The sequence below is a fragment of the Duganella alba genome (genome assembly GCF_009674495.1).
Classification (GTDB): domain Bacteria; phylum Pseudomonadota; class Gammaproteobacteria; order Burkholderiales; family Burkholderiaceae_D; genus Rugamonas; species Rugamonas alba.
On sequence record NZ_WKJN01000005.1, the window covers coordinates 1 to 13650 of the forward strand.

Genomic DNA, 13650 nt, shown 5'->3' on the forward strand with positions numbered 1-13650 from the left:
GCCAGCGCCATCGCCGCGCCGAGGATGGCGCCCAGCAGCAGGATCTGGCGTTCCAGCGCGCGCGCGCCGGACAGCGCCTGCTCCTCCGGCTGGCGCGCCAGGATGGCCCAGCTCAGCGTGGCCGGATCGTCGGGATGGCCGCTGCGGGCGTAGCCGGTCAGGTAGCTGCGGCCGTCGGCCCAGCTTTCCTTGACCGCGCCGGAGGCGCCGCCGCGCGCCAGCGTCAGGCTGTCGCTGTTGATCTTTTGTTCCTCGCTGCCGTTCGGTCCCAGCATGATGGTGCCGTCGCCGCGCACCACGAAGATCTCGGCCGCGTACTGCTGCTCGGCCGGCGCCAGGATGGTGCGCGCCATGCGCCGCATCCAGCCCCAGCTCATGTGCACGCACAGCACCCCCTGTTGCTTGCCGTCGGCGTCCAGCACCGGCCCGGCGGCGTCGACGAAGCGCCACGGCTCGGCGCCGGCGGGCAGCTTCTTGCCCAGCGGGGCGACCGGATGGAAGTCGCCGGCATACAGTTTGTCCTTGCCGCCCTTGAACCAGTCGTAGGTGCTGACGTTGGCGCCTTCGAGCAGGCCCTGGGTGGCGGCATGGACAGTGCCGTCCGGCCTGGCCAGGCCGATCCAGGCGTAGTCGGGGAAGGTGGTCTGCAGGCTTTCCAGCGCCTGGCGCACCTCGGCCGGCGGGCGCGCGGCGCGCACCTGCGGCAGCGCGGTCAGCAGCCGGACGTTGCCCGTGGCCTGGCGCACCGCGCCGTCGAGCGCATCGCGCATCTGCCACGACAGCTGCTGCAGGCGCTGCTGCGCCTCGCGTCGGGCGTAGTCGATGGCGAAATGGTCCACCAGGATCAGCAGACACAGCACCGTCAGCAGCACCGTGGCGCTGACGCCCATGGTCACCAGCGTGGTGAGCCGGGGACGCGCGGGGGAGGACGGTGGCGGATGAATGTGCACGATCGTACTAAATGATAACGAAAAGAAATTAACTGATTGTAGCATTGCAATACCGCACTTGGATGGTGCAGGCGGAATTTCATCGGCCAATGTAACAACCAAGAAAATAGTGATCGTGCCGCACTGCACAAGATTGTTGCTTGACTTAATTAGAATGATCGTTCATTCTATAGGTTGTGCTTAATATTTATACAGAAAGCTCATCACATGGAAGCCTTTTTCTGCAAAAAAACGATGCTGCGCACCGCCGGTGCCGTAGCCGTAGTCTCCGCGCTGGCCGTCCTGGCCGGTTGCTCCAAGTCCGCGTCCGAAGCACCTCACCAGCAGCAGGTGGCGGAAGTGGGCGTTTTCAAGGTGGCGCAAGCGCCGCTGCAAATCACCACCGAACTGCCGGGCCGCACCGCCGCTTATCAAGTGGCCGAAGTGCGCCCGCAGGTCAGTGGCCTGATTCAGAAACGCCTGTTTGTCGAGGGCGCCGACGTCAAGGCCGGCATGCCCCTGTACCAGATCGATCCGGCCACCTACCAGGCGTCGTACAACTCGGCCAAGGCCGCGCTGTCCAAGGCCAAGGCCAACCTGCTGACCGCCGCGCCGAAAGTGCAGCGCTATAAGGAGCTGGTCGCCATCGAAGGCGTCAGCAAGCAGGATTACGACGACGCCGTCGCCGCCCACGAGCAGGCCAAGGCCGACGTGGAGTCGGCCGCCGCCGCGCTGGAGCAGGCCAAGATCAATGTCGGCTACACCCACGTCGACGCGCCGATCAGCGGCCGCATCGGCCGTTCCAGCGTGACCCCGGGCGCGCTGGTGACCGCCAGCCAGACCAATGCGCTGACCACCGTGCAGCAGTTGGACCCGATCTACGTCGACGTCACCCAGACCAGCGAAGACATGCTGCGCCTGAAACGCGAAGTGGAAAGCGGCGGCCTGAAAAAAGACGGCAGCCAGGCCAAGGTCACGCTGGTGCTGTCGGACGGCACCAAGTACGCCATCGCCGGCAAGCTGCAGTTCTCCGACGTGACGGTCGATCCCGGCACCGGCAACGTCACGCTGCGCGCGCTGTTCCCGAATCCGAAGCATGATCTGCTGCCTGGCATGTTCGTGCGCGCCATGATCGAATCGGGCGTCGACGAACACGCCATCGCCGTGCCGCAGCAGGGCGTGACCCGCAACGCCAAGGGCGAAGCGACCGCGCTGGTGCTCAACAAGGAAGGCAAGGTCGAGCAGCGCACGCTGGTCACCGGCGCCACGCTGGGCGACAAGTGGCTGGTCAAATCGGGCCTGAACGACGGCGACCTGCTGATCGTCGAAGGCCTGCAAAAAGTCAAACCGGGCGCGCCGGCCAACGCCGCCAAGCCAGCCGCCGCGCCTGCGGCCGTCGCTGTCGGCGGTGCTGTCCCAGCCAACGCCAAGAGCGCGCAATAAGGAGTTAGCCCATGTCCCGTTTCTTTATTGATCGCCCGATTTTTGCGTGGGTGGTCGCGATCGTGATTATGCTGGGCGGCATAATCGCGATTCTCGGCCTGCCGATCGCGCAATATCCAAGCATTGCTCCGCCGTCGATTTCGATCAGCGGTTCCTATCCAGGCGCGTCGGCCAAGACGGTGCAGGATGCCGTGACCCAGATCATCGAACAAAAGATGAAGGGTATCGACGGCCTGCGCTACATGTCGTCGTCGTCCGACTCGACCGGTGGCGTCAGCATCACGCTGACCTTCCGCAGCGGCACCAATCCCGACATCGCGCAGGTGCAGGTGCAGAACAAGCTGCAGCTGGCCATGCCGCTGCTGCCTGCCGTGGTGCAGCAGCAAGGCCTGGTGGTGGCCAAGGCCACCAAGAACTTCCTGATGGTGCTCGGCTTCGTTTCCGAGGACGGCTCCATGAAGCAGGCCGACATCGGCGACTACGTGGCCGCCAACGTGATCGATCCGATCTCGCGGGTGGAAGGCGTGGGCGACGTGACCAACTTCGGTTCGCAGTACGCCATGCGCATCTGGCTCGACGCCGCCAAGCTGCAAAGCTACCAGCTGACGCCAGCCGACGTGAGCGACGCCATCACGGCGCAGAATACCGAAGTCTCCGCCGGTGAACTGGGCGGCCTGCCGGCCGTCGCCGGCCAGCAGCTGAACGCCACCGTCACGGCGCAAAGCCGCCTGCAGACCGCCGAGCAGTTCGGCGCCATCCTGCTGAAGACCAGTGCCAGCGGCGCCACCGTGCACCTGCGCGACGTCGCCCGCATGGAACTGGGCAGCGAGACCTACAACATCCTGGCGCGCTACAACGGCAACGCCGCCTCCGGCATGGCGATCAAGCTGGCCACCGGCGCCAACGCGCTGGACACCGCCAACGCGGTCAAGGCCAAGATCAAGACCATGCAGGCGCAGTTCCCGAAAGGCCTGAAAGCCGTGGTGGCCTTCGACACCACCCCGTTCGTCAAGCTGTCGATCGAAGAAGTGGTGAAGACGCTGGTGGAAGCGGTGGTGCTGGTGTTCCTGGTGATGTACCTGTTCCTGCAGAACTTCCGCGCCACGCTGATTCCAACCATGGCGGTGCCGGTGGTGCTGCTGGGGACCTTCGCCATCCTGTCGGCGCTGGGCTACTCGATCAACACGCTGACCATGTTCGCGGTGGTGCTGGCGATCGGCCTGCTGGTCGATGACGCCATCGTGGTGGTGGAAAACGTCGAGCGCGTGATGACGGAAGAGGGCTTGTCGCCGCTGGAAGCGACGCGCAAGTCGATGGACCAGATCAGCGGTGCGCTGGTCGGTATCGCGCTGGTGCTGTCGGCGGTGTTCGTGCCGATGGCCTTCTTCAGCGGTTCGACCGGCGTGATCTACCGCCAGTTCTCGGTGACCATCGTGTCGGCGATGGTGCTGTCGGTGCTGGTGGCGATGATCTTCACGCCGGCGCTGTGCGCGACCATCCTGAAGCCGGTGGAAAAAGGCCATCACCTGACCAACAAGGGTTTCTTCGGCTGGTTCAACCGCACCTTCGAGCGCGGCACCAATAAATACCAGGGCATCGTCGGCGCCATCCTGAATCGCGGCGGCCGTTCGCTGGTGCTGTACGTGGTGCTGCTCGGCGTGCTGGCGCTGGTGTTCATGCGCCTGCCGACTTCCTTCCTGCCGGAGGAAGACCAGGGCGTGCTGTTCTCGCAGATCCAGCTGCCGACCGGCGCCACCCAGCAACGCACGCTGAAAGTGATCGAGAAGGTCGAGAACCACTTCCTGACCGAAGAGAAGGATGCTGTCGCTTCCGTGTTCGCGGTGGCCGGCTTCAGCTTCAGCGGCAATGGCCAGAACAGCGGCATCGCCTTCGTCCGCATGAAGGACTGGTCCGAGCGTCCGGGCGCGGCCAATCGCGTCAGCGCGATCGTCGGCCGGGCGATGGGCAAGTTCTCGCAGATCAAAGATGCGATGGTGTTCGCCTTTGCCCCGCCTGCGGTGCTGGAACTGGGTAACGCCAGCGGCTTCGACTTGCAGCTGCAGGACATCGGCGGCGTCGGTCACGAGGCGCTGATGGCGGCGCGCAACCAGATGCTGGGCATGGCCTCGCAGAGCAAGCTGCTGGTGGGCGTGCGTCCCAACGGCCAGGAAGATACGCCGCAGTACAAGGTCACCATCGACCAGCAGAAGGCCATTGCCCTGGGCCTGACCGTGGCCGACGTCAACAAGGTGCTGAGCAACGCCTGGGGTAGCGCCTACGTCAACGACTTCGTCGACCGTGGCCGCGTGAAGAAAGTGTTCATCCAGGGTTCGGCCGAAGCGCGCATGACGCCGGAAGACCTGAGCAAGTGGTTCGTGCGCAACGCCAGCGGCGAGATGGTGCCGTTCTCGGCCTTCACCACCGGCAAGTGGGTGTACGCATCGCCGCGCCTGGAGCGCTACAACGGCCTGCCGTCGACCGAGATCCTCGGCGCGCCGGCGCCGGGCCAGAGCTCGGGCACCGCCATGGCGGAAGTCGAGAAGCTGGCGGCGCAACTGCCGCCGGGTATCGGCTACGAGTGGACCGGCCTGTCGACCGAGGAACGCGACTCCGGTTCGCAGACCACGCAGCTGTACGCGATCTCGATCCTGATCGTGTTCCTGTGCCTGGCCGCGCTGTATGAAAGCTGGTCGGTGCCGTTCTCGGTGCTGCTGGTGGTGCCGCTGGGTGTCATCGGCACGGTGCTGGCGACCTTTGTGTTCAAGCTGTCGAACGACGTCTATTTCCAGGTCGGCCTGCTGACCGTGATCGGTCTGGCGGCGAAGAATGCGATTCTGATCGTCGAATTCGCCAAGGAACTGCAGGACGGCGGCGAGGATCTGAAGAAGGCGACCCTGCACGCGGTGAAACTGCGTCTGCGTCCGATCCTGATGACTTCCATCGCTTTCGGCCTGGGCGTGTTCCCGCTGGCGATCAGCAGCGGCGCCGGTTCCGGCAGCCAGAACGCGATCGGCGTGGCGGTGCTGGGCGGGATGATGACGGCGACCTTCCTCGGCATCTTCTTCGTACCGCTGTTCTTTGTGCTGGTGCGCGGCTACTTCGCTCCGAAGAAGCCAGCGGCGCCGGCAAACGCTGTAGAGGTGCATTAATATGAAAAAATCCGTAATCACGATGGCGGTGCTGGCCGCAGTGGCCACCACCCTGGCCGGCTGCAGCCTGGCGCCGGTGTACGAACGTCCGGCGCAACCGGTGGGCCAGGCCTGGCCTGCCGGCGACGCCTACAAGGGCGTGCCGGCAGCGGCGGCCGACGCCAAGCCGGTGTCGCAGATCCAGTGGCGCGAATACTTCTCCGACGAGAAGCTGCGCAAGGTGATCGAGCTGGCGCTGGTGAACAACCGCGACCTGCGCGTCTCCGTGCTCAACATCGAGAAGGCCAAGGCGCAGTACAACATCGACACGGCGGCGCTGCTGCCGAAACTGTCGGCCAACGTCAGCCAGAGCGCGTCGCGCACGCCGTCGAACATGACCGGCACCGGCGAAGCGGCCATCAACCGCCAGTACAACGGCGGCCTGGTGATGTCCTCGTATGAGCTGGACTTCTTCGGCAAGGTGCGCAACCAGTCCGAGGCCGGCCTGCAGACCTACCTCGGCACCGAGGAAGCGCGCCGCACGCAGCAGATCACGCTGGTGTCGGAAGTGGCGAATGCCTACCTGACGCTGATCGCCGACCAGCAGCGCCTGAAGCTGGCGCAGAACACGCTGAAAAGCCAGCAGACCAGCTATGACCTGAGCAAGAAGCGCTTTGCCCTGGGCGTGGTGGCCGGCACCGACATGTACGACGCGCAGACCAGCGTGGAAACCGCGCGCAACGACGCCGCGGTCTACACCGCGCAGGTGGCGCTGGACCAGAACGCGCTGACGCTGCTGGTGGGCAGTGCCGTGCCGGCGGAACTGCTGCCGACCGGCGAGCTGGAAGAGGTGACGCAACTGGCCGCGATTCCGGCCGGCCTGCCGTCGGACCTGCTGCAGGCGCGTCCGGACGTGCAGGAAGCCGAACGCGCGCTGCGCGCCGCCAACGCCAACATCGGCGTGGCGCGCGCCGCCTTCTTCCCGAGCATTTCGCTGACGGCGTCCGGCGGCAGCGCCAGCACCACCTTGTCCGGCCTGTTCAAGGCCGGCTCGTCGACGTGGAGCTTTGCGCCGGCGATCAACCTGCCGATCTTCGACGGTGGCGTCAACCGCGCCAACCTGAATATCGCCAAGGCCGACCGCGACATCTCGGTGGCGCAGTACGAGAAGGCGGTGCAGACCGCGTTCCGCGAAGTGGCCGATGCACTGGCCACGCGCGGCACGCTGGACGAACGCCTGGCGTCGCAGCAGGCGCTGGTCGAGGCCTCGCAGAAGAGCTACACCATCAACGAGGCGCGCTACAACAAAGGCGCGGACTCCTACCTGAACGCGCTGGTGTCGCAGCGCGCGCTGTACACGGCGCAGCAAGGCCTGATCAGCACCCGTCTGGCCAAGACCAGCAACGCCGTCACCCTGTACAAGGTGCTGGGCGGCGGCTGGCAGCCGGAGCTGCCGCCACAGCAGCAACCGCAGCAGCCGCAGGGCTGATGCGGCGCGGCGGACGCCTTGCCGGTGTCCGCCGCCCTATTTTTTATCACTTCAAGAGCGCTCCCATGAAATCCCACGTGAAACGACGCACGGACCCGGAACGGGCACAGAGTCGGCGCAACCAGGTATTGCAGGCGGCGGCCGTGTGTTTTGCCCGCAGCGGCTTCCATGGCGCCAGCATGTCCGAGATCTCGAAAGAGGCGGGCATGAGCGCAGGCCACATCTACAACTACTTCGACAGCAAGGAGGCCATCATCATGGCCTTCGTCGATCTGGAGGCCGAGCATGTGACGGCGCAGCTGCGCGAGCTGCAAAGCAAGGAAGATCCGCTGCAGTCGATGATCGACGAGGCGCCGCGCCACATCGACGAGAACCTCGATCCGGAATACTTCCAGCTGCCGCTGGAGATGTTTGCCGAAGCCGCGCGCAATCCGAAGATCGCCGCCGCGATGCGCGCGACCGACGTGGCGGCGATGGCCGAGTTCCGGCCCATCATCAAGCGCGAGCGCGAACGGCGCGGCTTGTCGGTGGACGATGCGCTGCTCGACGGCCGCATCGACACCATGGTGTCGCTGTTCCACGGCCTGCCGATCCGCGCCTTGCACCGTCCGCAGCTGGACCGCAACTCCCTTGTGGAAGGGTATCGGGTCGCCATGAAGGCGCTGCTGCTGACCTGATTTGTCTCCTAATGTTTCCGGCCGCTGCACGCGGGCGGCGGCTGTTGTACCATGTGTGATGTCTCTATCCTGCTAATAGGCGCATCATGACTTCCTACGTAATTCCCGCCCATGACATCGTCGGCCTGCCGGTCGCCGGTACGTCCGATCTGTTCCCTGTGCGCCGCGTCTACTGCGTCGGCCGCAACTACGCCGGCCACGCGCGCGAAATGGGTTCCGACCCGACCCGCGAACCGCCGTTCTTCTTCTGCAAACCGGGCGACGCCCAGGCCGTGGTGCCGGCCGCGCCGAACCGCGTGCTGGAACTGCCGTATCCGCCGGCGACCAATAACCTGCACTACGAGTGCGAACTGGTGGTCGCCATCGGCAAGGGTGGCGCGGATATTTCGGTGGAAGACGCGGCCTCGCACATCTTCGGCTACGCGGTCGGCTTCGACATGACGCGCCGCGACCTGCAATTCAAGATGCGCGACGTCGGCCGTCCATGGGAAATCGGCAAGGCGTTCGACTTCTCGGCGCCGATCGGCCTGATTCACCGCGCGGAAGAGGCGGGCGACATCAACCACGCCGCGATCCAGCTGGACGTGGATGGCGTGACCAAGCAGTCTGCCGACATCTCGCAGCTGATCTGGTCGATCAGCGAAACCATCGCCAACCTGTCGACCTACTTCACGCTGGCGCCGGGCGACCTGATTTTCAGCGGCACGCCGGAAGGCGTGGGCGCGGTGGTGCGCGGCAATGTCCTTGAAGGCAAGGTCGCCGGACTGTCGCCGATCACCGTGAAATTGGTATAAATCGTTTATAACAGGGCGTCGATCGCGGCCAGCGCCGCCAGGGCGCCCGAGGCCAGGCCGACATCGGCCTGGCTGGCCACCTGCGGCTCGCGCGGGTTGATGCGGATCATGCGGCCGTTGTGGTCGCGGATCACGGCCTGGCCGAAATGGCGCACCGACGGTATCGCCACACCGGCGCCCAGTTCCACCACCAGCGGTTTGCGCGCCTTGCGCAGCAGCTGATGCAGAGCCTCTTCCTGCCGCTCCGCGCGGCCTTCGTTCCAGCCGCTGTCGCCAAACATCAGGATATTCGGACGCGCCAGGGCGCCGCAGTGCGGGCAGGCGGGTGCTGCGTTGAGCAACTGGCAGTGGACGGTATCGACTTGCGGCGTGTAGCCGGCGGCGCTCCAGACGTCGTCGCCGCACGGTTGCAGGCATTGCAGATGATGGATGGAGCCATGGCACTCCAGGATGCGCTGCGGATCGAAGCCGGCTTTCTGAAAGTGGCCGTCGACATTGCTGGTGAAGACGCCGTAGCCGTGTGCCATGCGCTCGCCCCATTGCTTCAGCAGGCCGAAGCCGGCGTGCGGCACGGTGTCGCGGTAGAGGTTGAGCCGGTGGCCGTAGAAGCCCCAGGCCAGCGCCGGGTCCTCGTGAAAGGTGGCGGGTGACGCCACGCTGGTGAATTCCATGCGCGCGCGGCCGAGGGCTGGATAGGCCTTCCAGAAACCGTCGTTACCGCGAAAATCCGGCAGGCCGGAATCGACGCCCATGCCGGCGCCGGCGGCGATGAGCAGCAGGTCGGCTTGCTGGAGGAGGGCGGCGGCGTGTTCGAGATCGGAATTGTGCATGGCGCCATCTTAGCGACATCAAGCAAACATGACAAATACTTAAAGCCGCTGCTATAATTAGCTGTTCGTCGGGGCGTAGCGCAGCCTGGTAGCGTACGTGCATGGGGTGCACGGGGTCGGAGGTTCGAATCCTCTCGCCCCGACCAACAAAATCAAAGACTTAAGGCCAGCCACGATGCTGGCTTTTTTTATTCCCGCTCTGCCTTCGAGGCGCCTCTGATTTCTGTGTGAAGTTCCGCACGGAATTTTTTCTTATTTCAACTAATCTGTCACTAATTTCATATTTTCAGTCACTAGCGAGTAAATCGTGTTGGTGCCAAGATATCGCCATGGGAGATATTCACCGAAGTCAATATCGAATGCCGTTTTCGCTCTTTGAAAAACTCAAGGCGGAAGCGGACAGAGCCGGCCGTAGCGTCAATGCTGAATTGGTCGGGCGCTTGGAACGCACGCTGTTGGGCAGTTCGAACGAGATCGATATCCGTCATATTTTTGAGGCGCTTGAGCGTTTGTCCGCACGCAATCCGGAGATGCGCTACACGTTCAGCTTCAATCTTGGCGGCGAGCTGCAAGGCAGTTCGCCCCATATTCAAAACGGCAAGTGGACCTTGCCGGCCAACGAGCCCACCACCTCGCTCGATTAATCCTTGCACCCAACGATTTTTTCAAGAGTATGGATAGAAGTTGGGGCAGTACGAAGCCGCTGATAACCCAGAATCAAACTTCATGGACATAAGGCGCTGCCCGGTTGAAAGCCGAGCGACTCGGCTTTGGCGGTGGCGGCCACCTGCGGCAGCGGGAGCTTGATGGCGGTCAGCGGCAGCAGCGGCTGGTAGGGGACGGCCTGGCAGTCGCCCGCGCCAGGGGCGCAAAGGCGGACGCGCACGAAGCGGATGCAGCTGTCGCCGTTCGGATTGGCGACGCACTGGATGCGCGCCCGCGCCGGACAGGCCGGCAGGCTGGCCGCCGGGATCGGCGTCATGGTCATGACGCCGCTGGCGGTGCGCGCCAGCGACAGGTAGTCGATGCGGATATGCGCGTCGGTGACCGGCGCACCCAGCGGCAGGGCGCCCGGCCCGTCGCGCAGCACCGCCGCCTGCCGCACCCGGTCCATCGCCGCCGGATCGCTGAAGTCGCTGACGGCCGCCAGCGCCGCCGCGCGGCGCGTGGCTTCCTGCAGCGTGTTGAGCAGATACAGCGCGCGCGCCAGTTCGATCAGGAAGAACACCGCACCGAAGAAGATCACCGCGCACAGCGCGAATTCGGCGGCGGTGGCGCCGCGCTGGCGCTCATTCGTCCGCATGGCCGTGTACCGCGCTCATCGCTGCAACTCCACCGCGCCACTCAGCGCCGACGCCGGGACGGCGCCGCCGAATTCCGCGCTGAGGCGGCTGGCGGTGGCCGGCACCGTCATGAAGAAACGGCCCACGCCGCGCACGCTGGCGCTGGTGATGGCGCCGGCCGCCACCGGGCAGTCCAGCAGCGCCACGTTGAGCACGCGCCGCCTGGCCACGCCCGGCTGGTGCTCGGGCGTGGTGGGCGCGCGGAAGGTGCTGCTGCCGGTCAAGACATAAGGGGCGACCGTCAGCGACGTCGGATAGCCGACAGCCGACGGCGGCCCCGGCGCGTACAGCTTGGACCATGCGCTGACCGCAAAGCCGTTGTAGCCGCTGGCCGGCTCGACCGGCTGGGCCGCGTAAGCGGAATACGGCACGGCCCGGGCGAAGGCCCACAGCGCGCCGTACAGCGATGCGCTGTTGCTGGCGTCGCCCGGCAGCGGATCGGCGCGCGTCCACAGCTTGCCGCCGCTTTGCCAGCTGTCGGCGCTCTGGGTGGACGGCGCGGGCGTCATCCAGGTGATCGTGGCTTTGTCGAAGGGCATGATGTTGCTGTCCGGCGGCGCCCCTTCGGCCGTGCAGGCATGCTCGGTGTAGTCGTCGAAGCGCGAGTTCAGATGGGCGGCGAACGTGTCGAGCGGGAAGCCGCGCCGCAGCGTCAGGCGTCCGCCCATCACGGTCGGCATCGGCAGCTGGCCGGCGCAGATGAAGGGGCCGACCACGTCGCTGGCGAAGTGGGCCGCCGTGCCGGCCACGCCGGGCGGCGCCAGCGGATCGATGAGGAAGTTTTCCGGCGTGGCGCCATCCGGATTGAGGTTCATCAGGTCGTAGGCGACGCCGCGCCGGAAGCCGAATTCCACCAACTCGTCGTAGCTGCCGTTGCCGGCGACGTTGGCGCGCGCCGCCGCTGCCGCCGGCGATTGCGCGCAGATCGCCAGCGGCGTCACCAGCGTCGACACGCGGCCGGCCACCGCCCGCGCCGTCGTGCTGACACTGAACGGCCCGTCGGGCGTCAGCAGCATGAACATGGTGGCGACCACGCCGGCATTGCCCTGCAGCGCACGGGTATCCACCTTGGCGTACATCATGCCGAGCGGCGCCGCCTGCGCGCCGGCCGCATCGGTCCAGCCGTCGTCCGCGGTGCCGGCGGCTGCGGCGAAGCGCAGCGCGTCGCCGCTCCAGGCCACCGCCTGCCGGTTGTACTGGTAGCGGAAGCCCAGGGCCGCGGTGGTGGCCGCCGCCGTCGCGTTGGCGATGCCGGCGCTGGTGCCGTTCAGCTCGCGCGCGGCGGCCAGCGCGGTGGCGTTGGCCAGCGCTTGCAGTTCGGCCTTGCGGTTGTAGAGCATGGCCAGGTCCAGCGCCAGCCCGAACATGGCCAGCATGCCGAGCGCCATGGCGCAGCACAGGACGGCGATCACGCCCCGCTGGCGGGGCCGGCTGATGGGACTCATGCGTTTCTCCCGAGAATGGCGGCCTTTTGATTTTATCCACCAGGAAATGTTCTCGATTGATGCGGCACAAGCCGCCGACTTTCCGTTGACACTGAAAATCATTGGATGCTATATTCAAAGCAGAATTGGGAACGTTTCCAATTCCGTTTGGCGTCACCATCGTCTCTTCGCCCCGCGAAGTTGCCGGCGCCCTGGACGGCGCCGGCTTTTTTGCCGGTGGAAGCGGTAGTATCTGGTATCACAAAAAAATAGACGGAGACTGGATGTACAAGCAAAGTACGGGCGCGACGCGCATCGCATGGGCCTTGCTGGCCGCGCTGGCCTTCGCCGCCGGCAGGTCCGACGCTGCGGCCGCCGCCGCGCCGAAAGCGGAAGTGATGCACTGGTGGACCTCCAGCAGCGAGTCGGCGGCCGTGCGCAAGTTCGCCGACGCCTATCGCGCCGCCGGCGGCGTCTGGGGCGACACCGCCATTGCCGGCGCCGACCAGGCCAAGGCGGTGGCGATCAACCGCATCGTCGGCGGCAATCCGCCGACCGCCGCCCAGTTCAACACCACCAAACAGTTCCGCGACCTGATCGACCAGGGTTCGCTCAACAATGTCGACGACATCGCCGTGCGCGACCGCTGGGACCAGCTGATGCCGCAGCCGGTGCTGGACGTCATCAAGGTCAAGGGCCACTTCTACGCGGTGCCGGTGGACATTCACATGTCGACCTGGATCTGGTATTCCAAGGCCGCCTTCAAGAAGGCCGGCGTGGCCAAGGAACCGGCCACGCCGGACGAGCTGTTCGCCGCGCTCGACAAGCTGAAGGCCGCCGGCCTGGTCGGCCTGGCGCACGGCGGCCAGCCGTGGCAGGAGAACATCCTGTTCCAGGCCATGCTGGCCAACGTCGGCGGCAAGGACTTGTACCTGCAAGTGCTGCGCGACCGCTCGCCGAAAGCGATCAATTCCGAGGCGTTCAAGAAAGTGCTGCAGGCCTTCAAGCGCCTGCAGGGCTATGTGGACGCCGGCTCGCCCAACCGCAACTGGAACGACGCCACGGCCATGCTTATCAGCGGCAAGGCCGGCGTGCAGATCATGGGCGACTGGGCCAAGGGCGAGTTCGCCGCCGCGCGTCAGACCGCCGGCAAGGACTTCGGCTGTATTCCCGGCCTCGGCGCCAACGTGCCGTACCTGATCCAGGGCGACGCCTTCGTGTTCCCGAAAACGAATAATCCGGACGCGGTGCGCGCGCAAAAACTGCTGGCCACCACCATGCTGACGCCGGGCGCGCAGCTGGAATTCAACAAGATCAAGGGCTCGCTGCCCATCCTCAGCAATGTCGACACGTCGAGCATGGACGTGTGCGCGCAGGCCGGCATGGCGATCCTCAAAGACAAGTCGCGCGCGGTCGGCATGATCGAGGTGTTTTTGACGCCGGACCAGAACGGCGCGCTGCAGGATGTGCTGACCACCTACTGGAATACCCGCATGCCGGTGGAGCGTGCGCAGAAGGGCATCGCCTCGGCGTTGCAGGATTGATCAGAGGCATAGCCTGCTTGTCATGTATGAGGGTGTGGGTTATCCTTGC

The 13650-nt window shown here is 65.5% G+C and carries 11 protein-coding genes and 1 tRNA gene; 8 read left to right on the top strand and 4 right to left on the bottom strand.

What is annotated here, in order from left to right; translation table 11 throughout:
• Positions 1-950: cache domain-containing protein (locus GJ695_RS06150; RefSeq protein WP_371866497.1), on the bottom strand; the 950-nt coding region annotated here is incomplete at its 3' end.
• 207 nt (positions 951-1157) lie between these two features.
• Between GJ695_RS06150 and GJ695_RS06155 the strand changes: the two genes are divergently transcribed.
• The 5 genes from GJ695_RS06155 to GJ695_RS06175 all read left to right on the top strand — a co-directional run bounded on the left by GJ695_RS06155 (position 1158) and on the right by GJ695_RS06175 (position 8460).
• Positions 1158-2372, top strand: coding sequence for an efflux RND transporter periplasmic adaptor subunit (locus GJ695_RS06155; protein ID WP_371866498.1), 1215 nt, complete (start codon positions 1158-1160; stop codon positions 2370-2372).
• Between the two features lie 11 nt (positions 2373-2383).
• Positions 2384-5521 (top strand): efflux RND transporter permease subunit, encoded by a 3138-nt coding sequence (locus GJ695_RS06160; protein WP_154362975.1) that lies wholly within the window; start codon positions 2384-2386, stop codon positions 5519-5521.
• A gap of 1 nt (position 5522) precedes the next feature.
• Positions 5523-6989 (top strand): AdeC/AdeK/OprM family multidrug efflux complex outer membrane factor, encoded by a 1467-nt coding sequence (gene adeC / locus GJ695_RS06165; protein WP_154362977.1) that lies wholly within the window; start codon positions 5523-5525, stop codon positions 6987-6989.
• A 77-nt stretch (positions 6990-7066) separates the two neighbouring features.
• A complete protein-coding gene (locus GJ695_RS06170; protein WP_371866499.1) occupies positions 7067-7666 on the top strand; it encodes a TetR/AcrR family transcriptional regulator in 600 nt (199 codons plus the stop codon).
• A gap of 86 nt (positions 7667-7752) precedes the next feature.
• The gene (locus GJ695_RS06175) at positions 7753-8460 is read left to right on the top strand and encodes a fumarylacetoacetate hydrolase family protein (protein WP_154362981.1); all 708 of its coding nucleotides are present in this window, start codon (positions 7753-7755) and stop codon (positions 8458-8460) included.
• A gap of 5 nt (positions 8461-8465) precedes the next feature.
• On the opposite strand, the gene GJ695_RS06180 is transcribed toward GJ695_RS06175, so the two are convergent.
• Positions 8466-9290, bottom strand: a complete 825-nt coding sequence (locus GJ695_RS06180) for an SIR2 family NAD-dependent protein deacylase (RefSeq protein WP_154362983.1) — start codon at positions 9288-9290, stop codon at positions 8466-8468.
• 69 nt (positions 9291-9359) lie between these two features.
• Here GJ695_RS06180 and GJ695_RS06185 point away from each other — a divergent pair.
• Positions 9360-9436, top strand: a tRNA-Pro gene (locus tag GJ695_RS06185).
• A gap of 183 nt (positions 9437-9619) precedes the next feature.
• A complete protein-coding gene (locus GJ695_RS06190) occupies positions 9620-9934 on the top strand; it encodes an Arc family DNA-binding protein (protein WP_154362985.1) in 315 nt (104 codons plus the stop codon).
• A gap of 80 nt (positions 9935-10014) precedes the next feature.
• Here GJ695_RS06190 and GJ695_RS06195 read toward each other — a convergent pair whose 3' ends face one another.
• Both GJ695_RS06195 and GJ695_RS06200 read right to left on the bottom strand, forming a co-directional pair.
• Positions 10015-10593 carry a TadE/TadG family type IV pilus assembly protein gene (locus GJ695_RS06195; protein WP_154362987.1) on the bottom strand — a complete coding sequence of 193 codons (579 nt, stop codon included), beginning with the start codon at positions 10591-10593 and terminating at the stop codon, positions 10015-10017.
• Between the two features lie 15 nt (positions 10594-10608).
• The gene (locus GJ695_RS06200; protein WP_154362990.1) at positions 10609-12078 is read right to left on the bottom strand and encodes a pilus assembly protein TadG-related protein; all 1470 of its coding nucleotides are present in this window, start codon (positions 12076-12078) and stop codon (positions 10609-10611) included.
• Between the two features lie 263 nt (positions 12079-12341).
• Between GJ695_RS06200 and GJ695_RS06205 the strand changes: the two genes are divergently transcribed.
• Complete coding sequence (locus tag GJ695_RS06205) at positions 12342-13601, top strand: ABC transporter substrate-binding protein (RefSeq protein WP_154362992.1); 1260 nt, start codon at positions 12342-12344, stop codon at positions 13599-13601.
• Positions 13602-13650: the final 49 nt, after the last annotated feature.